The organism is Paenibacillus plantarum (assembly GCF_013141695.1).
Classification (GTDB): Bacteria; Bacillota; Bacilli; order Paenibacillales; family NBRC-103111; genus Paenibacillus_E; species Paenibacillus_E plantarum.
Window position 1 is genome coordinate 44,853 of the sequence record NZ_WHNY01000009.1, and the last position, 21,412, is coordinate 66,264.

Here is a 21,412-nt window from a genome sequence, read left to right on the forward strand (position 1 = left end):
ACATGGCTCAAACGCCAATGTATCCGGCACTTGCGAATTCGCCACAAACGGAGCTATCTGCGGCGATCACAGATGTAGAAACAACTCTATCTGTCGTTAATGCCGGGCTTCTCCCGGCAGCACCGAATCTAGCCACAATAGGAAACGACGAGACAGCAGAGACGATCTTATACACGGGGATAAGTGGTAACGATCTTACAGGGGTAACAAGGGGCTTCCAGAGCACAGCCAAGAGTTGGAGTATCGGAGCTCAAGTATCACGTAACTTTACTGCATATGATCACGATACGTTCAAAGGTAATATCGAGGATTTAAGTGTCGATCTTGTTGCGTATAAGGCGGAAACTGCGACAGGGATTACTAATGCAAAGACAGCTTTTGGAGCTAAGGGTGACAATTCAACAGATGATACAGCAGCAATTCAAGCGGCGATAGATGCTGCTATCCAATCCACTGGAATACTGTATCTCCCGCAAGGAACATATCGAACAACAGGCACACTGTACATTTGGGGAACGATAAGGATTGTAGGGGCAAAAGGAAAGATCTACGGGCAACCAACTGTAATTAATTACAATGGTAATGGTGTTGCGATACATTTTCAAAAGAAAAACTCACCATCTGGACCTCTAATTGAATCAACAAACATCGGAGGAGTTTTCCTTGAAAACATTAATATTCAACGTAACTTTTCTGGTGACGGATCTTTTGGAACACAAGGTGTAGGGTATAACCTACATTATGTAAGCGAAGGATCTTTCGATAAAGTAGGGGTTACAGGATTTAAAGTAGGTCATCAATGTCAAGGATTAACGATATTCGAATTTAATAAATGCGATATACTTTTTTGCCAGTACGGTACCTCGTTAAGAAAAACCAGTGTTGTTGGTGGTACTGAGTTGGCAAATACGCATGTTTCATACAATGCTTGCAACTTTTACATGAATGACGAAGCCCACGTTCTTGCTGGGGGTGCGAAAGTATCATTCTTTGAATGCCACATGGAGCAGACAAAAGCAACTTTCTTATTCGATGGATCAGTGAACAATAATCCAATGGAGAACTTTGTTATTCAAGCGTGCAATATGCGGAATCACACAGGAGATATGGGGACAGAGTACACAGATTCTCGAATACTTAAGTTCGTTGGTGGAGTTTCGCTTACTTTTCTATTAGACAATATCCATTTTTTTGATAATTTTTGCAAGCTTAAGGGCGATAATGCAGTTCCAATCGAAATACTGACTAACTCTAACTCGAACATGACAGTGTTTATAGATATGGAGAATAATACCTTTTATGGAGCTCCGCTTGGTATTGTTGTTTCAGATAGTGCGTTTCAGCCTGCGATTGATTTCGGCTATCGAAGAGTAAGGAAAGAAGATGGATCAGTATATTCTCCCGCTGTTCCCGATATGACTAACGGAAAAAAATTGGGATGGATGACTGCAAGCGATAGGAATAGAGTATCTGGAGTCATTCAGCTTGGAGACAACACACAGATCACTGAAAACGAAGGTGCGCTGTACTATGATTATGTGGGACATATCCCAAAAGTAAGAGGCCAAAACAGAACGCAAAACCTGCTACCTATGACCTTCGGAACAGCAGCTCCAACAAGTGGTGCATATACACTGTTGGATGTGGTTTTTAACTCTTCCCCATCTAGAACTAAAAACATTTCGCATTGGAAACCTACGGCAGCTGGTACACCGGGTACATGGAGAGCTTTCGGATGTGGCAATGGGACGACTGCAGAACGAACTGCTCTTACAATGGCTACTGGAGATGCAGGATATATGTATTTCGATACCGATTTAGCAAAAATGGTTATGTGGTCGGGGACAGCTTGGTTAATATAGGGAGGGATTTAAGTTGGCAATACTGAGGGCAGTTGAAACGGAATCAGGAGTTATGGTGGAAAACGCTTATGCCCGTATCGATACGATAAGCGGTAGCAAAAATCAAATAGCAATTACACTAAACTACTATTTATCCCAAAGCCATTATACTGATGGAAAAAGTTATGTGCATCAGGAAGTTTATTCATATGAACCTGAGGTGGAAGGAGAATCGGATAATTTCATTAAACAAGGATATGAGCATATTAAATCTTTATCCGGGTTTTCTAAAGCTATAGATGCGTAGTTGGACTAAGCTGTTGCTGTAATATACTGTCGACTGTTTGACAAATTCTGATATAATAGTCCTATTCTATCAGTCAGAAGGAGTCTATTTTTGTGGTTATACTACTAATTTTGGCAATCCAATTATTTTATTTATTTCGAGAAACGCAATTTAATAAAAGTTGTGGATTTATCATCTTTTCATCTTTAGCTTGGAACATTGGTTGGCTAATTATATTGCAGCTTGAGTTGTCTGCTACAGGCACTTCCACATATGGAAGTGATGAAACAGCGTACTTCAATACTATGTTACAAGCATACGATTCAGAAAATTGGTACGAAATAGTAAAAAATGACTTTAATTTTACTTATGTTTTATATGGTACCCTTATCTTCAAAACTAATATTTTCGATCCTAGCGTGTTTTTTGTTCGTCTCGGGAATGTTCTATTGCTAATCAACATGTTGATGTTTGTGTACCTTATATTGACAAAAACATTTCTGATTAAGTCCAAAACAGTTTACTACGGGTTGTTATTTATCGGTTTTAACGGGATTATTACATGGACTGCAATACGAAATCTAAAAGATGTAATGTTTGTTTATTTTCTTGTCTTATTTATTTACATCTTGTTAGAATTATTTTTGCATAAACGATGGTCAATTATTAGGATCATCGGTTTAGCGTTGTCCTGGTTTGTATTAGAAGACATCCGACAGTGGTTTCCTTACATGGCGATTGCTTCAATCGCGCTCATTATCTTTGTTACTTTAGTTAAAAATAAAAGATTCTTTTTTGCATCGGTTTTAATGGGTGGAATTGTGGTGGCGTCTGTTCCATTGTTTCAGAAAGGGTTATCGACTTTGTTAGTTTACACTGTCAATTACTCAGAAGCTTATGATGGAGGCAATATAACAAATTTAAATAACATCAGTTTTTTAAGTCTACCGTTCTCTATGGGGAGATTTATTTTAGGGCCTGGACCTATCAGGGGTATGTTTGGATCAGATTCATTTTTAACATACACAACAACAGGTAATCTTTTGATTACTCTTGGTGGTTTAGTGTGGTGGGCTGTTCTGCCACTGTTTTTGATGGCACTTATGTCATTTAGAAATATTAAAAAAATGTATCTTGTATTATTCATCCTTTTATTTTATTGGGCAACATATTCTTACGCTTATGCCGGATCAGGTGATACCCGACTGAGAGGGGTTTTGTATGTCTTATGTGCTATATACACAATACCTTATCTAGTTAATCAATTTAAAAAACGAATGATCCCTCTTTATGTATTATCATTTATAGCAATTGTATTGGTGGGAAGTTACTTTTCATACATTAGTCTCGCTTAGAATTTATGTTGGTGAGCAATAGGACGATTATACGCAGCAAGCAGCCCTCCCGTTAACAGGAAGGGCTTTTCACTTTATCAAAGGACGGTGAACCATGTTCAACCGTAATCGTTTTAATAGAATGGCATTCAATCGTTCTATGTCGTATGACATTATGGTTTCAATTAACCTGAACGGAGAAGGCGGAATAACATCAAAGACGACTGTAGAGTTTAACTCAAAAACGAATCTCGATGGCGAGGGCACGTTAGCAGCCAATGGAACTCGCGAGTTATTCTTCTCTGTCCAATTAGATGGCGAAACTTCGATGGATCCAGTTTGGATGACTCGTGAGATTTTCTACAAAGCAGTTATGAATGTCTTGGGATCCATGACAGCAAAATCCAAGAAATATCATGTCGATAAGATTATATTCAGTGGAGATTTTCAACCAGGCGACAAAATTGTCATGGACAGTAAAAACCTTACGGTGACTAAAAATGGTATCAATTCTCTTCAATACGTTAGTGGCGATCTAATCGATCTAGTCCTTGGTCAAAATTCACTGAAATATTCAGATGCTGAGAGCGGACGAACCGTGCAGCTTCAAATTACACATCGAGATAAATTCGTTTAGGAGTTGGTTATCTTGCCAAAGGCACCAGTGACAATTTATGACACTCAAATGCGTCGAGTTGCCTTTCTTGAAAACGCCTTTTCTATTGGCTACAGCATGCCGCTGAATGGCTTATTTACAGCAAGCTTCAGCCTGCCAGCGAATGATCCAAAGGTGAAGGAATGCAAGTCGCTTTATTTTGTCGAGCTGTATGATGAGCGTGAGCGAGTGGAGCTTTTCCGAATTGTGCCGAACACAGCAACACGCAGCAATAATGGTCAAACTGTCACGTATCAATGTGAGCATGTACTGGCAACGTTACTTGATGATGTCATGTTCCTGTACCATACGATCGGCAACTTGGGCGTATACACGGCGAACGTACTGACCTATATATTATCAAAGCAGACCACGGAACGTTGGCAGCTGGGAGCAATCGATTTTCACCGACAATTTGAATATAACTGGGAAAACGAAAATCTGCTGTCCGCCTTATTCAGTGTCCCGAAGCCTTTTGATGAGGAATACCAATGGAGCTATGACACAACATCTTATCCGTGGAAAATAAACCTTATGGAGCCCTCACAGGGTGTGGATGTCTATATTCGATATGGCACAAATATGCAAGGTATTACTAAAACAGTGGATCCCACTGGACTTTGCACCAGAATGTATGGGCTTGGTTATGGTGAAGGTGTAAATCAACTTACTTTTTCGGAGATTAACGGGGGGATCCCCTACGTCGAAGACGCTGCAGCTCAGGAGAAGTATGGTATCGTTTCACGTATTTTCGCAGATACGAGGTTTCAATTTGCAGAAACGCTTAAAGCGCGATGCGTAACACTTTTAAATCAACTAAAAGAACCACGTGTCACCTATAGCACCTCTGCATCTGAGATCAGTCAATTAAATGGACAGAAAATTTATAAATTTGTTTCAGGGGCAAATGTGAGAGTGCTAGATGCAGAGATGGGCGAGGACTTTATTGCACGGATCGTAAAGGTTTCTAAAAATGATTTGCGCGGTGCCCCAGGAGATGTTCAGCTAGAAATTGCTAATCGTGGACAGGATCTTTCTGGCACGATTGCGGATCTTGCCAATCGGCAGCGGATTAGTGAGGTATACGCCCAAGGTGCGACAAACCTTGATAGTCATGATTTTGCAGATAATTGTGATCCTCTGCATCCGGCAGTGCTTCGACTCTACATTCCGGAAGAGACAGCTCGTATTAATAAGGTCAGGCTTTCTTATAAGTCTGAGGCATTCAGGTCGTACGAAAGAGCGATTGAAGCAGCGCCTGCTGTGACATCAGGTCCAAGTAGCACAACTACGACGGCAAGTGGCGGGGCTACGACTTCGGGTCCGAGTAGTGTTACTACTACAGGAGTCTCCGGTGGACAAACTGGTTTAAGCACAACTGGAGGAGGGGTATGGAATATAGGTTCAGGAACAACCAATGATATGGTATCATTTCAGCCAAATCATGATCACGGGATTGACTATGGGACTCAATTACAAACGGTAGGAGGAGGTTCAGTAACATGGGTTCCATCAGGAGGTCATCGTCATATTCTTGATCACCACGATCATCAATATGCCACATTAGATCATTCTCACGGAATGGATCACACTCACTCAATTGCCCCACATACACACGGAATGGATCATACGCATCAAATCCCGTCGCACACTCATGATATTGAATACGGAATTTTCGAAGGTCCTACTCCGTCTTCAGTTTCTCTCGATGTCGATGGAAACAATACCACATTAACAGGCACAAGCGTAGACGATTTTGATATTATACCTTTTTTATCAAAAGACACTAGTGGTAAAGTATTGAGAGGATGGCATGAAATTAAAATAACGCCCAATTCTCTTGGGCGCATAGTATCGAGTGTCAACATACAACTGTTTGTGCAAAGTCGCGGAGGCGGTGACTACTAATCAATAAGACCGAATTCCTTTAATGAGTTTATTTTAATAAACGTAGAGCCGTTAGAAATAACGACGTTAGGATCTGGATAAAGATATTTTTTTACGTTATCCCCCTTTTGTATTGTAAGTTCTGGTGGATCAGCTCTAAAAGATACTTTAACTAATTTAGCCAGTTCCGTTACTGAAATCCATTCCGAATTATCATTATAGTTAATATTATTATCAGGCAAAGGCTTACCTCCCACCGTCTGTTTCTGTTCTAATTTAATTGTCCTGGTAGCATCATCATATCCAAGTTCATACCCAAGAAGACTTGACACTTCACGCACCGGCAGATACGACGTTCCTTCAACGACAAGGGGCGTCGTTTTTATTTCTTTCTTTTCACCATTCACTACGAAATTGAATTTTGCAAAAACGGCTTGTACGGAATCACTAGAATCTGCAAGTGATGTAGTTGCTGATCCAATTAGTAGACCCAATATAAGGGCGGCTATGACTTTCTTCAATTCTATCACTCCTTAATTTATGGCATAAGTATACCATATTTATACATTATGTGCCCTATAAGGGGCTGGAAGTGGTCTTTTTGAAACCATCTGCAATAGAGACTTCGCTCCGAGCCGATCGGGGCTATTTATGCCAAATGAACAGGCAGAAAGAAGGTACCCATGGACTTTAAACCCGTATCAACGATTTTTATCTCGGCAGCTGCTGGTGCAAATGGAAAAGAGATCACGTTTGGAGGCATATTTGCAGCTGTGGCCACGTTTGTTGTAGCTGCTTTGGGAGGCTGGGATGTATCACTCCGATTGTTGGCATATATGATGATTGCTGATTACGCCACCGGATTTCTAGGAGCTTGGAAGAACAAAAAATTAAATAGCGATGTGATGTTGTGGGGAGGCGTAAGAAAAGGCATCGTCATGCTTGTTATCATTTTGGCTGTTCAACTAGATCAATTATTGGGAGGACAAGCCCCAATATTTCGAACTCTCGCTATTTACTATTATGCCGGCCGCGAAGGTCTGTCATTAATTGAGAATTTCGGGGTGTTGGGCGTTCCTTGGCCCCCAGCTATCCAGAATGCACTTGAGCAGTTAAAGCAGAAGGGAGAAAGTACAAAATGAGTAAGGGATTCGATTGTGCAACGCCGCTGACTGCTAAAACAGCGGCTTTATTTTTTGATCAAAGATACAAATTTGTTTGTCGCTATCTCGCCCCATCTGGATCATGGAAACGCCTGACTGCTAACGAAGCAGTAATTTGTTCCAACGCTGGTCTCTGGATCGTTTCAGTGTTTGAACGCGGTGCGACAAATGCACTCGCGGGAGCAGCACAAGGGAAAGATGATGGGGCTCTGGCGCTCAAGTACGCCAAAGAAGTAGGGCAACCAGAAGGCACCGTGATTTATGCTGCTGTAGATACAGATGTGAGTTCATCTCACTACAATGCGATTGAAGAATATCTCCGATCCTTTGATGAGCAAATCCAAGGTTATGAACTCGGGATCTATGGAGAGTATGAGATTTGCGAAGAAATGAGAATCCGTGGGGTAGTAAATAAATTATGGCAGACATATGCCTGGAGCCGCGGGGCTAAGATTAGCGATCCGAACGTGTATCAATATGAAAATGATGTAATCGAAAATGGCATCGGCATAGATCGAGATGAATCTAATGGTGATGCAGGGGGGTGGAAAGTAGGTATGGTAATTCAACAGAAATCAGCGATTCTTGATATCGACGTGGCAAATACTATTATTAACACTTGGATTTCTCCAGCATGGAATGACGCGGATCGAGCGCAGCAAGCCGTCGAGGTAGATGGTGATGTAGAGGCATCTGTGAAGTTAGAAGAGCAGAAGTCTTACTGCAATTGGCTTGCAAATCAATTACGAAAAGCAACTGGACAACCATTTCAATAAATGGTAATATTTGTTTATCGGAAAGCATCCGATGAAAACGCCTAGTATGGGAAAGCATCCCTGCTAGGCGTTTTTTTATGTTTAATCTATGTCATCAATCAAAAAGTAAGCTTCCATCTCCGTATCAAATACAAGTATCTGTCCTTCATCACCATACTCCATATCATTTACGTCTAGATGGGTTAACGTTTTCTCTTCAGCAGTTTCCTTATGTTTTACGCGATATCCCATGATGTCATCCCCTAAACAATAAATTCCTCGAACACAGGCAGTCGCATGAGTCCAGACTTATACCAGTCTCGATACTTTACTTTGCAACGAACTAGAGGTTTCACATAAACATGATCCTTACTTTCTCCGCTCTTATAAGCTTCAAAAACTGGCCACATCGATTTCCGCGCCGATGGCGTTATACCTAGATCTAAAGCTCCAATTGGTCGAATGTGGTCACCTTCTTGATAACCAAGTAGCCATGAATGTTCCTTCTTGCTGTAGCCCATAATGAAGACTTCAGCGTGCTGGTAGTTGATGACCTTTTGCCATGACCAGGAGCGTGTGTCTTTTTCGTACTTCGATGACTTCTTCTTGATGACTATTCCTTCTAAACCATATTGGCAAACTAAGTGAAAGAAATCTTTAGCGCTGCCGTTAATTGGCCGGACAATTCTGTAGTGGTCATTTTCTTGCACAGCTTCTTCGAGTAATCCCTTGCGAACTTCCAAGGGTAATGCTGTCACATCTACGCCGCGGTGGTATAAGATATCGAATGCAAAATAGACAACCTTATGCGTCACCTTTCTTGATTTGAAACGGGCATTACATGCTTCAAAGTCAGCCTTACCATCTTCATCTAACACTACGACCTCACCATCGAGAATGGTACCTTTCTGGATCGGGGGATTGTGCAACTCCGGATATTTGGAAGTCGCGTTCGTGTTCTTCGTATATAAGTTCAACTCATCCATATTGGAAACAATCAATCGTATTCCATCCCACTTAAGCTCTGCAATAGTGGAAGGATCATCATAAGGCAGATTGTTTTTACTGTATTGTAAAAGCATTGGAGGAATAAACATTATTTTCATCACCTATAATAATGTTACACCTGAAAAGCTACTGTTGACTATTGGGAGTTGAAGGGAAGTTCTTTGAGTCTGTGCTTTTTATTGTATAAGAGCCTCCTTTTCGCATATAATAGGAACATTAGTTCGTAAAAGAGGTGTGCTATTTGACCACAGAAGAAGAAATGAATGATATCATCCTATGCATCGTGTTACCGTTGCTGCTCAACTTAATCGACAAATGGGAGTGGTTCCCCGATCCAACGCCGCTCAAGCATCTTCACGAAAGCCAGTTTCAAATTCTACGGGACTTGATCACTATTGACCACGTTGAGGCAAAACAGAGATTGAAGGCGGCGGATGTCAAAATGGTGAAAAAAGAGAAATTCAGTCCTTCGCTGGATTACACGATATACGTTCGTAGAAGAGTGGAAAACGTTGGGTTCATGAAGGGACACATTAAGTCGGAGATGTCTCGATGGCTGGGCAAGTATGTAGCCAAACTGGATAAGAGTAAGTTTAATAATCAGCATGCCGCGGAACTTAAGACTGGGAAGTAGTTCAGGACCGTAGTTAATATGATAATTTATAATAGTAATGATCCTGCTCCCTTATGTAAAAATCAAAAAGCCTGTACCCCCATAAATGGGTAATACAGGCTTTTATTTATTCCTTGTGATCGTATTTCCTGTTATTGTTTCTGAATATAGTGCCTGGCGCCCAATACTGGTATGGGTTACATACTATATATTCATTATTTCTTACACTTTCTCTCGTTCCGTATTAGTAGGTACTATTTAATTTTCCAGACGTGATTATAGGCGAGAGTTGCTAAATCTTTTGATCTTTTTAATATATCATCAGGTTCCCAAGCTTCAGCTAAATGGTGTTCCTTAATAAAATTATTAACAGTAACCAATTTGGATTTTTTATAAAGCTCAACTTTTTTACTGAATTCCACATCACCAATTAATGAATTTAAACTTTTATCTAGGGGGAGGAGATTACCTATCCTTCCAATATTCTCGTCTTCTGTGGACTCACTCATTATATGTTCAATTGAGATAATATCAGTTGTTAACTCTTCGGTCTCGAGATAGTACTTTTCAATGTTTTTTAAAATATATTGAATGATTCTTTTATTTGAAGTTACTTTCTTAGAATAGTAAAGTGAAATAAATTTATCCTCAAAAATATCGTAGGAAGGTAAATTATCCTTATAATATTTAATGATTTCATCTATAACCACTTTAGCTTGTTGCTTATTTACTGCTGATCTTAATTGTCTAGCAAACGTTGAGTACCTGCTTTCAATATTTGATGCTCTTGAAGAAGCAATAGCTGTGAAGATAAAGTGAAACTTTTCCATTGCAATAATTACTCTTTTGAAATCGTCAAATTTAATGCCATTTTTTTGACTTCTTTTTTCTAACAAAGCCATTAACAGTGGTCTAGGCTGTGAAACTTCAAAGGTTCTAAGTGCAAAAATCGTCTCGAACACAACCCTATCTTCTACTTGTTTCCAATCGGTTACTTGAGGGTTTGACAGTTGAACATAGACTTTAGCTGCTTCATTAAGTTCAATCAAAAAATCTTTATATGAAGAATCAGGCACTCTTTTTTTAAAGTCTTCATATAATCCTGCATCTCTAGTAAATGAATATTTTGAAAGCCAGTAATGTCTATAGAATTGAGACATACTGACCTTATTTTCCTTACTAAAGAGGATATTACGTATAGAACGCCATGATTCTTTTGCAAAGTCACCAGCGGCTGAAGTTCTAATTTTTTTGAAGATTAAATTCTTAATAAGATCTATAGATTCTAAATCTTTGCCTTTTGCATTAAGTGTTTCAAATATTAGGTATGCATCATCCTCATCTTTTACAGTTATGTATATTGTTTTGAAAGACAAGACTTGGTTTCTCAAAGTTTTCAATAATTCTACGTAATCTATTTCCCCAATTTTATATTTACGTTTAATTTCTTTTATCAAATTAGCCATTTGCAATTTTTCTTTAAAGAAATTATAGGCATACATAAGTGCATTCTCTTCATCTGACTTCGGAGAAAAGCTATCATCTTTATCCAGTTGTTGAATTCTAAATTGAAAAAATGGTTTAGGACTTTCATTCTCCAACTTTAAGAACTTCTCACCATCATCATTTTCCGATTCAACATATTTATGTGAACTTTTCATTAAGGCAAAATTACCAATATCTTTAAAAATCTCAGATAATGCAGAGAAAAAAATTGTTATTGTTGTAAGGCGTTGTTGACCATCAACAATTAGGAATTTTGTATCAGCAGTATCATCGCCTACAAGAACGATTGAACCGATAAAGTATTCCGACTCAATTAGATTCTTACTTTCGTTTTTCAGATTTGAAAGAATATCGTTCCAAAGGGCAGTTAATTCATCTTCCCCCCAAGAATATTCTCTTTGAAATCTTGGTATTATGTATCTTCTGTTTAAACCTAAAATATCACGCAAAGTTCTAGGGTACGCATACAATTCCAATGCTCATACAACTCCTCATTATTCATATCAATGATCCGCTATTCCAAATACTTCGAGATATTCCCCATTATCCCTTTAAATATGGGGATAAATATATAGAGCATCATACACTTGTAAGAATTTTTATTTTTTCTCTAACTAATTGTTTCTCTCGATAAATAAAGGGAAACCCTCATTGGTCATAGCAATATCGAGTCCTAAATCAGCCAAGTTTGGCAATTCTGTGCTGAGATGCTGGGCGACCAAGAGCGCGAAATTCGCCATCTGAAGACATACGGTTTCTGGATCAAGCTGCGGATAGTGGTTTTTCAAAATATCTGATAAGGATATTACTCGCCCGCCTTGTGCGACGTTCGTTAGGAAATGTTTACGTGAGGCAACCTTGGCAATCATGCCAGTAACGCCCCATGCTCCATCAGTTCCACGCTGAACGGAAACACGAAGGTCGAAAGGAGATCCATCTACAGTGGCAAGAGGCAGGCATTGTTGAACCATATAGCTGCTCCTTACAATCCGCCTACGGAGAAGTTTCGGCAAGTGTTGACGGAACCTGAGTGTTCGCCAAGTCCGATTCTTAAGTTTCATGTTAACTGGATAGAGGAGTTTCCATAAGTTCCCTTGACGCTCTAATTTCATCACACCGCGTCCGATGCTAGAATTGGTTGGTTTGATAATTAACGAGTCATACGAATCCATCATGGCTTTAACATTTTCAATTGTGGCTAGAAATGTACAAGGAAGATGGGGCCGGATGCTCTCGTTTTTCAATAAAATCTCGTGTATACGCATCTTGCTATAACGGTTCCAACGATTAAACAGCGTAACACCTTTCTTTGTCCATGCTTCCAAAATTCGTGTTGAAGAGGAGTCCAAATAAATGGCACGATTATGAATAACTTTAGGGAGATCTGACCATTTTCTTTTAAAATGTTGGCCATCCTTTACATAGGCATGTACCTTCATTGTTTTCATATGAACATCATGAATTCGGAAATAACAAGGCGTAAGGCCATAGAGTTTGCCAGCATCCTCGTAAAATCGAATTGCTTCGTATTGTGTGTTCCCTAGAGGAATACCTGCAAACAAGGAATCGTTAACTAAAATACCCACATAGGGATTACTCATTGACTTCACTCCCTCTCTAATTGGGGCTTGAATATTTGCCGAAAGCGGAATCACTCTTAGTTTATGGAAAAAGAACAAGACTTGTTTGTACAAATGCTGATACTTTCTTCTAAAACAAGGACAGATGCCCATGCTTTGCTACTTTATCCGCATATGTATAGAAGAAGTAGCAAAATGGGGGGAGCTCAGCCTCATTTTATCCAGGAGGTTTAGAAGTTGATGACTAAGCGGAAGCCGCAATCGAACCATCTTGTCATCGTTACACCAGGCTCTTTTCCTATACCCTCAGGAACTAGTAGCTCGGTTGAGCAAGTGGTTCAGAAGACAGCGGAGCAATTGGTGAAGAGCATGCCTGTAGTCGTACTTGGACGGAAAACATCCTATCAACCTTGGAAGGAAATTCGGCAGGGTGTAACGTATCAACGAGTACCTTATCAGACGCAAACGACCTATATGAAACATGTAGCTAAACAGATATCCTCGTTAAGTCCTGGTATTATTCAAGTGGATAATCGGCCACGATTCCTTACCTTTCTTCGCAAACGATACCCTCATTCCATATTGAGTCTCGTCCTCCACTCTACGTCCTTTATCACAAGACCCTATATTTCTAATTCATCTTTAACCGTGTGTTTGCGTGAGGCTGATGTCATTATCGTTAATAGCGACTTTCTAAAGCGGTTTCTGCAAAAAAAAGTGCCTAGTGCTGCCCATAAAATAGTTACCCACTATTTAGGTGTTGATATTGCTCAATTCACTTCCAAATGGTCGGATGAAGGCATCCAATCACGTATAGAAATGCGCAAAAACCTAAATTGTGAGGATCTCAAAATTATTTTATTTGTTGGTAGATTGATTCCTAAAAAAGGTGTTCATCATCTGCTGAAAGCGATGGAAAGCGTCATTAAAAGTGAACCAAGCGCCAAGCTTGTTATCGTTGGGAGTGCTTATTACGGGTCCAAGAAAGAAACCAAGTATGTCAGGCAATTAGTTAAAGCAGCGAGGACGATGCCTAAACATGTCCAATTCATTCCTTATGTGAAGCATCAAGAAATGCCCAAATGGGTTCGAATCGCCGATGTTTTTGTTGTCCCCTCAATTGGGAAGGAAGCTTTTGGTCTTGTCAATGTGGAGGCAATGGCTACTGGTGTTCCCGTTGTTGCCACTAAAGTAGGCGGGATTCAAGAGGTTGTGGAAGATGGTAAAACCGGTTATTTAATCGAACTGGGTGCCATTGACAATGAGCTCCCTGATCGTGTCATACGGTTACTGAAAGATGAAAGCCTGCAACGAAAGCTGGGGGAAAACGGCATTAAACGGGTTGATAATCTGTTCACGTGGCAACGAGCTGCTGAGGTGAGGTCAGCGTTGTACAACCAGATGTTGAAGGAAACGGCTCTTGTCTAGGTGAGCGCACATTTTTTGGGGCTAATGTACTTATTAAGGTGAGAATGAATATGTTACCAAAGATAAATCTTGGTGAATGGAGAGGAGTCATATGAATAAGCGTAAGAGCAGCACTACCCAGAAAGCGAACGTGCACAAAGTGAACGCTAACTTGAATGAATTAAAATGGCTTGATGAAGCACCAATAAAGCAAGACAAAGTGGTAGAACAACCCAAACTAATCGCGAAAACGAATCCAACGGCGTCAGAGAAGACAGAAAAGGCAGAGCCAAACAAAGTTTTGCATGTCTCCAAGGTTACAGAGCAAATCACACCTGATTTGTTATTAACGGAGCGAAAAACGGGGAAATTCGTTGACCCGGTTGTCTATACGGACGACATTGTAGATGAAGCGGTAACATGGGACAAAATTGCAAGCCGATCGATCGATGATACGAAGATAAAACCGTTCAGCATCGGTGTCAGATCCATCAAGGATGGCGCGATAGAACCTTCCAAATTAGCTCAGGCAAGCGTAACACGTCCTAAAATTGCCAACCAGGCTATCCATGATGAACATGTTGCTCCAAACAGTATAGCAGGAGATAAAATTCAAGATAATACACTATCTGGCGGGAAGCTGTTCGATAGCAGCATTACAACCTCCAAAATTGCTGATAGGTCAGTGGATGCCACCAAACTGGCAGACGGTTCTATTTTGCCACAACATTTATCGGAACTGATTATTACAAGTGACTATATTGATCAACAAGCGATCACGTCAGATAAAATCCTCAGCGGTGCTGTTCAGACGAAGCATTTGTCCAATTATATTATTGATACGGCTAAGCTCATGGATGCTTCCATCACCTCTGCCAAAATTAGAGATGGTGCTGTTACGGAAGATAAATTAGGGATTGGCAGTATCGGTTCTATCCATATTCAGGGCGAGAGTGTTCAGTCCGAACATCTAAGAAATCACTTAATTACAAATGATAAGCTCGCCGATCAAGCTGTAACAGGTCCTAAGCTTGCTCCGCATGCCGTAGATTCGTTGCATATCGCACAATCCGCGGTGAGAGGTATTCATATTGAAGGCAGTGAGGTAACCAGTTACCACATAGCTGATCATGCAATTCGGACTAAGCATATTGGAGAAGGTGCCATAGAAGCGAAGCTCATTCAAGATGGCGCGATTAGCGTGGCGAAATTGGGCGAGAAGATCATAGCGAGCAAACATATAACGCCGCAAGCTATTGAGTCTGGCCACTTGAACGATCAAGTTATTTCTAGCAGCAAATTGCAAGACGGTGCGGTTACTTCGGATAAAATTGCGCAAGGTGCCATCATCGCCAAACATATCGGTTCACATATGATTCGGACGGATCATCTAGAGGAGAATGTGGTATCTAGCTCCAAAATTGCTGCAGGATCCATCATTTCAGATAAATTGGCAGAGGGTAGTGTTGGGAATTCTAAACTGAAAGATGAGAGTGTCACCTCCAGCAAAATTGCCTACCGCACCATCAATTCTACTCATCTGCAGGAAGAGATTATTGCTACTGGTCACATCGCAAAAGGTGCGATTGGTGAGAAACAAATCGATTTGCACGCGATTCATCGCAACCATATTGCGGACGAAGCCATCACAACTAGACATATTCAGGAAGAAAGCATTACGACGAGTAAGCTTGCTGAAGAAGCCGTAACAACGGCGAAGATCGCTCCGATGTCGATAGAATCACGTCATTTGCAAGATGAAATTATCGATGGTGTTCATATTAAACCTGGGACGATTACTTCTGAACATTTGGCACAAGGATCCATTACGCTGGAGGTATTCGCTGATCGAAGTCTAATGGGCAGTAAACTACAAGAAAACGCCATCACGACTGAAATCTTAGCCGACAGTGCAGTCACCGAAGAGAAGCTCGCGAATGGAGCAGTGGGCACACAACACCTCCAGGCAGAATCTGTGACTACGTGGACCATTAAAGATCAAGCCATAACGAACGCGAAGCTAGAGGATGAAGTGGTAACTTCAGATAAGTTGGCTGATGGCAGTATCATTAGTACCAAAATTTCGAGCAAAGCGGTGAATGCTGAGCATATCATCGACGGCGCGATCACGGCCTCGAAATTGGCGAATGAAAGTGTACATGGCAGCAAGCTGGCACCTGCTGCGGTAGTTTCCAGGCATTTGGCGGATGGGTCCATCATTAGCTCGAAGGTTGCTTTTCGCGCGATCAACACGGAGCATCTGGCAGAAGGAGCGGTCGTTGGTACGAAGCTGGCGAATCATAGTGTAGAAGGCTCGAAAATCATGCCTGGCACGATCACAGACGAACATCTTTCACTTGGCGTAGTGAATGGTACGAAATTGGCGCATGGTTCCGTAAGTAATCAGCATCTCCTTGCAGGGGCTATTGACTCAGAAAAGTTAGCGGTGAACTCTGTCGATGGCAGTAAACTGATGTCTGGCGCAGTGAACAATTATCATCTTGCTGATCATGCCGTATATGGTGTGAAATTGGCACCGGAAAGCGTGGATGGAACTAAGCTGGCATCAGGTGCTGTAAATAGTGACCATCTGGCTGATCATGTTGTGGATGCATCTAAGCTGGCGTCGGGAAGTGTAGATAGCAGTAAAATCATCTACGGTGCGATACAACGAGAACATTTATCGGACTTTATCATTGATGGGTTGAAGCTCTCCTTAGGCTCTGTAACTAGCAGCCATCTTGCTCCTGGCTCTATTGACGGAGGGAAGCTGCATAATGCCAGCATAGATAGTTCCAAGCTAATTGAGGGAACAATCGGAAGTGAGCATCTGCAAGACCAAGCCGTCACAGGTGAAAAGCTAGCTCCAAGTAGTGTGGACAGCACTAAGCTCATAGTCGGTGCGGTGAATACGGAGCACCTGTCTGATGATGCTGTTACAGGAGCGAAGCTATCCGTTAACAGTATTGATGGCAGCAAAGTTATCGACGGGGCGATCGATACCGCTAAGCTGGCAGATGGCAGTGTAGACAGCTATAAACTGGCACAGGGAGCGGTAACGGATTTTCACTTAGCAACGGGCAGTGTTGATGGAAGTAAGCTGCAAGCTGGGGTTATCACGAATCAACATGTAGCAGATGCCTCCATTACGGTGACGAAATTGGCAGATAGTGTTGTGCGAACCTCCTCCGGGCAAAGAAATGTGCTGCAACAGTTCGGTCTTGAACCATTTGTTATGAAGATTCAAGATGAGACCATTGAGCTGGTACTTCATTTTGAAGAGGAATATGCGAATACGGATTATGTGTTAACAGCGATCACGAATCATCCAGCTTGTTATGTCATTGTTAGTCAAAAGTCTACAGGCAGTGCAGTGCTGTCCATTATCAGAGCCAAATTTTCACCCGATCAACAGGGTATTGTGAATTGGATGGTCATCGGTAAGAGTCAGTAATCGCCTCGCTGTGAACTCTTGCTTCAGAAAACAAAAAAACGGTGTTTCGCAACTTAAGCGAAACTACTGTTTTTTTGTTTTTTGCTATTCGATAGATAGTTTGATGACCAATTTTCAATTGGGGGGTAATCGTCCAATTTCCGTCTATCACGAAAGCATATGATAGTAGAAATGGATGTGACTAAGCACCATAAGACATCATGCGAAAGTTCGTGAAGGGGGATGACTTGTGAAAGGTGTCGTACTTGCAGGAGGAACTGGAAGTCGTTTACGCCCTTTAACGCATATTATTAACAAACATTTACTTCCAGTTGGTAATCTGCCCATGATTCAATATGCCATTGATAAACTAAGTCAGTCTGGCATTCAGGATATTATTGTTATTACGGGGAAACAATCTGCAAGCTTATATGTAGACTACTTGGGCAGTGGTGACCTGTTCGGCGTGAATCTAACCTATAAGATTCAAGAGAAACCAGGAGGTATTGCACAAGCCTTGTCATTGGCAGAGGATTTCGTGGGGGAGGGTGAGAAATTCGTGGTCATATTGGGAGATAATTTATTCCTAGATCCACTTCAGCCCATGATTGAAACCTTTTACCAGCAGGATGAAGGGGCTATGGTCATTTTAAAAGAGGTGGAAGATCCTCGTAGATATGGCGTAGCAACAATGAAGCACAATCAAATTGAACGCATTGTAGAGAAACCGGAGTATCCAACTTCTCCATTTGCTGTGACGGGGATTTATTTATACGACTCTTCTGTATTTGAGATTATTAAATCACAATCACCTTCAGCAAGAGGCGAGATGGAAATCACAGATGTTAATAATGTGTATGCAGCCGCCGGAACGCTTGCTCATATGTTCTTGACAGGATGGTGGATTGACGCGGGTACGCATGAATCGCTCTTTCAAGCCACGCTGTTAGTAAGAAAGGGGTACAGCTAATGCAGTCATTGCTTGTGACAGGGGGCATGGGTTTTATTGGAAGCAACTTCATTCATTATTGGAAGAAACATCATCCAGATGATCCAATAATCAATGTTGATTTACTTACGTATGCAGGGAATAGGGACAATGCTAGGCTGTTTGATGGTCAAGTAGGTTATCAATTTGTACAAAGTGATATTGGTGATGAGGCGCTCATGATGAAACTGATGCAAGGTATCGATGTGGTTGTTCACTTTGCCGCTGAGTCCCATGTAGATCGAAGTATTCATGACCCTGGCCATTTTGTAAGAACGAATGTGGTTGGCACCCAAATCTTGCTTGAGGCCGCACGTCGAGGTCAGGTTAAGAAGTTTATTCATATATCCACAGACGAAGTGTATGGATCACTAGGGGTTGAAGGAGCCTTCAGTGAAGTAACACCCCTTGCGCCGAATTCTCCTTATTCAGCTAGTAAAGCAGGCTCTGATTTGTTAGTAAGAGCTTACTATGAGACGTATGGATTTCCAGCTGTGATTACACGTTGCTCCAACAATTATGGTCCCCGCCAATTTCCAGAGAAGCTAATCCCACTTTTAATTACACGTGCGCTGCGCAATGAGAAGATACCTCTCTATGGTGATGGATTGAATGTACGAGACTGGTTGTATGTAGACGATCATTGCTCTGCTATTGAACGCGTGATTGAAGCTGGTGTGCCGGGAGAAGTTTACAACGTTGGCGGTCAGAATGAGCGAACGAATTTGGAAGTTGTCCAGAGCATTTTGAGGCTGCTGGGCAAACCCGAATCTTTCATTCAGTATGTGGCGGATCGGCTTGGACATGATCGGCGATACGCCATCGATAGCTCGAAGATACGTCGCGAGTTAGGATGGGCGCCGGCTTACTCATTTGAGAAGGGTCTGCAAAAGACGCTGGAGTGGTATGTAAGAGAAACCGAGTGGTGCGCCCGTATTGCAGACGGTTCGTACCGTGTAGATAAAGAAGCTGATCACACTTGAAAATCGTTATTACAGGTGCAGGCGGACAGTTAGGATATGACCTTAAGCGAGTGCTGAGCCCCATGCATGAAGTTATCTCTTGGGAGAAAGCGGAATTGGATGTTAGACAGGAACAAGAAGTCATGGAGAAGCTGCTGAGCGTACGACCGGATGTTGTTGTGCATGCTGCTGCCTATACCCATGTAGATAGAGCTGAATCTGAGAAGGAGTCTGCCTATCAAGTGAACGCTTTGGGTGCTCTTCATCTTGCGCAGGCTTGTGAGATCGTTGGGGCCAAGCTCGTTTACGTCAGTACGGATTATGTGTTCGATGGCACGAAACGAAGTCCCTATAAAGAGACGGATGTGCCCAATCCACTTAATAGCTACGGACAATCCAAGCTTCTTGGGGAGAAATTCGTTGCCATGACTTGCATGAAACATTTTATTGTACGAACCTCTTGGTTATATGGTCAGAAAGGAACAAATTTTGTAACCAAAGTATTGGAGAAGGCGCGCGAGAATCTGACTCTATCCATCGTGGATGATCAATTTGGCTCGCCGACCTATTGCTTGGATCTGGCCATTTTCATTCGTGAGCTTATCGAAACGGACCGTTATGGTCTCTATCATGCCTCCAATCAAGGTGTATGCTCGAGATATGAATTCGCATTGCATATCCTCCAAGCGGCTGGCATGGCGCATATTTCCCTGCAGCCTGTGCCTACGCACGCATTCCCGCCAGCACCAGCTGCAAGACCCATGTATACCGCATTTGCACACAAAGCCATGCAAAGCAATGGGTTTGAGCCTATGCGAGATTGGCGATCGGCGCTGGATTTCTTTCTACAGGTAGATTATTACGATACAGCTGTTAGAGCTAAGAAGGTGATAGATACATGGTGAATCGTAACCGCATAGCGGAGAGTCGCAGTCAGGGATTTCAGGCTGGTCGGGAAAGTGGCTTTCGTATGGGCAGATGCCAGTATGCCCTCGACACCTGCTTTCCAGCACCTATTCCGCTGCGAGAAGCAAGTGTGTTATTTATCGTACAGGGCATCTTCGATGCCATAGACAATGGGATTATTCATGGTTTGCAACAATCAGTCCGAGTTGTATATACAGCGACGGCTGCGGATATGCTCCGATTAGCGAATGAGCATAAACCGAATCTGGTGCTGGTTATGAACGGGCTTCATGTTTTCCCGGCTGATCATGCTCATCATATCGATCTAGTTAGACAGATGGGGATACGCACCGCTATCTGGTTTGCGGACGATCCCTATTTTACTGATCAGACGGCTGTATTAGCCCCTCACTATGATTATGTATTCACGCATGAAATGTCCTGCGTACCCTTCTATCAGGGGATAGGCTGCGGGCAAGTTCACTACTTGCCTTTGGCGGCTAACCCAACTGTGTTTAAACCTCAGCATATTAGCCCTGAGTACCGAAGCGATATCTGCTTCATTGGCACGGGCTTTCCTAACCGAATTGCCCTCTTCAATGAGTTAACTCCCTTCTTAATAGGGAGAAAAGTAGTTATTGCTGGGGGATTATGGGATCGTTTAGATCACTTCCCCTTGCTTCAACAAGGGATTAATCTGAGGGGCGTTCCGGTCGAAGAGTCCGTGAAGTATTATAACGGTGCCAAAATCGTCTTGAATATTCACCGACTCACGTACGATAAAACCTACAACAAAAACAGCCGAAATATACCGGGGCATTCCATTAATCCGAGAACCTATGAGATCGCAGGATGTGGAGCTTTGCAAATAACGGATTATCGCCATGATCTGGAACAGCACTATCGGCCAGGTCATGAAATCGAAACCTTTCATCATCCAGCGGAGCTCATTCATAAAATGAATCACTACCTAATTCATGAAGAGGAACGATTACGGATTGCAGTCAATGGGCTGCGGAGGACACGAATGGAGCATACTTTTTCAGCTCGATTAGTCAAGCTGTTGGATATTCTATTTGCCTAGAAAG

General features: G+C 41.9%; 19 protein-coding genes. 14 read left to right on the forward strand and 5 right to left on the reverse strand.

Translation table 11 applies throughout. The features are described 5' to 3' along the window. The first annotated feature begins 2 nt into the window (after positions 1 to 2). From GC096_RS03880 to GC096_RS03900, 5 genes are all read left to right on the forward strand, one after another. On the forward strand, positions 3 to 1,862 hold the full coding sequence (locus GC096_RS03880) for a glycosyl hydrolase family 28-related protein (protein ID WP_171628990.1): 1,860 nt from the start codon (positions 3 to 5) through the stop codon (positions 1,860 to 1,862). 13 nt (positions 1,863 to 1,875) lie between these two features. Next, positions 1,876 to 2,148 carry a hypothetical protein gene (locus tag GC096_RS03885; protein WP_171628991.1) on the forward strand — a complete coding sequence of 91 codons (273 nt, stop codon included), beginning with the start codon at positions 1,876 to 1,878 and terminating at the stop codon, positions 2,146 to 2,148. A 92-nt stretch (positions 2,149 to 2,240) separates the two neighbouring features. Then, positions 2,241 to 3,482 carry a hypothetical protein gene (locus GC096_RS03890; RefSeq protein WP_171628992.1) on the forward strand — a complete coding sequence of 414 codons (1,242 nt, stop codon included), beginning with the start codon at positions 2,241 to 2,243 and terminating at the stop codon, positions 3,480 to 3,482. A 94-nt stretch (positions 3,483 to 3,576) separates the two neighbouring features. After that, positions 3,577 to 4,098, forward strand: coding sequence for a phage distal tail protein (locus tag GC096_RS03895; RefSeq protein ID WP_171628993.1), 522 nt, complete (start codon positions 3,577 to 3,579; stop codon positions 4,096 to 4,098). A 12-nt stretch (positions 4,099 to 4,110) separates the two neighbouring features. Further along, positions 4,111 to 6,024 (forward strand): phage tail protein, encoded by a 1,914-nt coding sequence (locus GC096_RS03900; RefSeq protein WP_246302554.1) that lies wholly within the window; start codon positions 4,111 to 4,113, stop codon positions 6,022 to 6,024. Here GC096_RS03900 and GC096_RS03905 read toward each other — a convergent pair. Then, positions 6,021 to 6,524 (reverse strand): stalk domain-containing protein, encoded by a 504-nt coding sequence (locus GC096_RS03905; protein WP_171628994.1) that lies wholly within the window; start codon positions 6,522 to 6,524, stop codon positions 6,021 to 6,023. The genes GC096_RS03900 and GC096_RS03905 overlap by 4 nt on opposite strands. A gap of 162 nt (positions 6,525 to 6,686) precedes the next feature. Between GC096_RS03905 and GC096_RS03910 the strand changes: the two genes are divergently transcribed. Then, on the forward strand, positions 6,687 to 7,145 hold the full coding sequence (locus GC096_RS03910; protein ID WP_171628995.1) for a phage holin family protein: 459 nt from the start codon (positions 6,687 to 6,689) through the stop codon (positions 7,143 to 7,145). Beyond that, a complete protein-coding gene (locus GC096_RS03915; RefSeq protein ID WP_171628996.1) occupies positions 7,142 to 7,942 on the forward strand; it encodes a DUF1906 domain-containing protein in 801 nt (266 codons plus the stop codon). Before GC096_RS03910 ends, GC096_RS03915 begins: the two co-directional genes overlap by 4 nt. 81 nt (positions 7,943 to 8,023) lie before the next feature. On the opposite strand, the gene GC096_RS03920 is transcribed toward GC096_RS03915, so the two are convergent. Together GC096_RS03920 and GC096_RS03925 are read right to left on the reverse strand one after the other, a co-directional pair. Next, a complete protein-coding gene (locus GC096_RS03920) occupies positions 8,024 to 8,173 on the reverse strand; it encodes a hypothetical protein (protein WP_171628997.1) in 150 nt (49 codons plus the stop codon). Between the two features lie 11 nt (positions 8,174 to 8,184). Beyond that, a complete protein-coding gene (locus GC096_RS03925) occupies positions 8,185 to 9,018 on the reverse strand; it encodes an ATP-dependent DNA ligase (RefSeq protein WP_246302555.1) in 834 nt (277 codons plus the stop codon). 152 nt (positions 9,019 to 9,170) lie between these two features. Between GC096_RS03925 and GC096_RS03930 the strand changes: the two genes are divergently transcribed. Beyond that, positions 9,171 to 9,563, forward strand: a complete 393-nt coding sequence (locus tag GC096_RS03930; RefSeq protein ID WP_171628998.1) for a YhjD family protein — start codon at positions 9,171 to 9,173, stop codon at positions 9,561 to 9,563. Between the two features lie 233 nt (positions 9,564 to 9,796). On the opposite strand, the gene GC096_RS03935 is transcribed toward GC096_RS03930, so the two are convergent. Further along, positions 9,797 to 11,524: a DUF262 domain-containing protein gene (locus GC096_RS03935; RefSeq protein WP_171628999.1), complete on the reverse strand. Its 1,728-nt coding sequence runs from the start codon at positions 11,522 to 11,524 to the stop codon at positions 9,797 to 9,799. Between the two features lie 138 nt (positions 11,525 to 11,662). Then, entirely contained in the window at positions 11,663 to 12,649 is a 987-nt protein-coding gene (locus tag GC096_RS03940) for a YheC/YheD family endospore coat-associated protein (RefSeq protein ID WP_171629000.1), read from the reverse strand. Positions 12,650 to 12,868: 219 nt separating this feature from the next. On the opposite strand from GC096_RS03940, the gene GC096_RS03945 reads away from it, so the two are divergent. The 6 genes from GC096_RS03945 to GC096_RS03970 all read left to right on the forward strand — a co-directional run bounded on the left by GC096_RS03945 (position 12,869) and on the right by GC096_RS03970 (position 21,408). After that, a complete protein-coding gene (locus GC096_RS03945) occupies positions 12,869 to 14,056 on the forward strand; it encodes a glycosyltransferase family 4 protein (RefSeq protein ID WP_171629001.1) in 1,188 nt (395 codons plus the stop codon). A 91-nt stretch (positions 14,057 to 14,147) separates the two neighbouring features. Next, a complete protein-coding gene (locus GC096_RS03950; RefSeq protein WP_171629002.1) occupies positions 14,148 to 17,489 on the forward strand; it encodes a WIAG-tail domain in 3,342 nt (1,113 codons plus the stop codon). A 229-nt stretch (positions 17,490 to 17,718) separates the two neighbouring features. Then, a complete protein-coding gene (locus tag GC096_RS03955; RefSeq protein WP_171629003.1) occupies positions 17,719 to 18,438 on the forward strand; it encodes a sugar phosphate nucleotidyltransferase in 720 nt (239 codons plus the stop codon). Next, the gene (gene rfbB, locus GC096_RS03960) at positions 18,438 to 19,439 is read left to right on the forward strand and encodes a dTDP-glucose 4,6-dehydratase (protein ID WP_171629004.1); all 1,002 of its coding nucleotides are present in this window, start codon (positions 18,438 to 18,440) and stop codon (positions 19,437 to 19,439) included. Before GC096_RS03955 ends, rfbB begins: the two co-directional genes overlap by 1 nt. Beyond that, positions 19,436 to 20,323 (forward strand): dTDP-4-dehydrorhamnose reductase, encoded by an 888-nt coding sequence (gene rfbD / locus GC096_RS03965; protein ID WP_171629005.1) that lies wholly within the window; start codon positions 19,436 to 19,438, stop codon positions 20,321 to 20,323. The genes rfbB and rfbD overlap by 4 nt, the downstream gene beginning before the upstream one ends. Continuing rightward, positions 20,317 to 21,408, forward strand: a complete 1,092-nt coding sequence (locus GC096_RS03970) for a CgeB family protein (RefSeq protein ID WP_171629006.1) — start codon at positions 20,317 to 20,319, stop codon at positions 21,406 to 21,408. The genes rfbD and GC096_RS03970 overlap by 7 nt, the downstream gene beginning before the upstream one ends. The last annotated feature ends 4 nt before the right edge of the window (positions 21,409 to 21,412 follow it).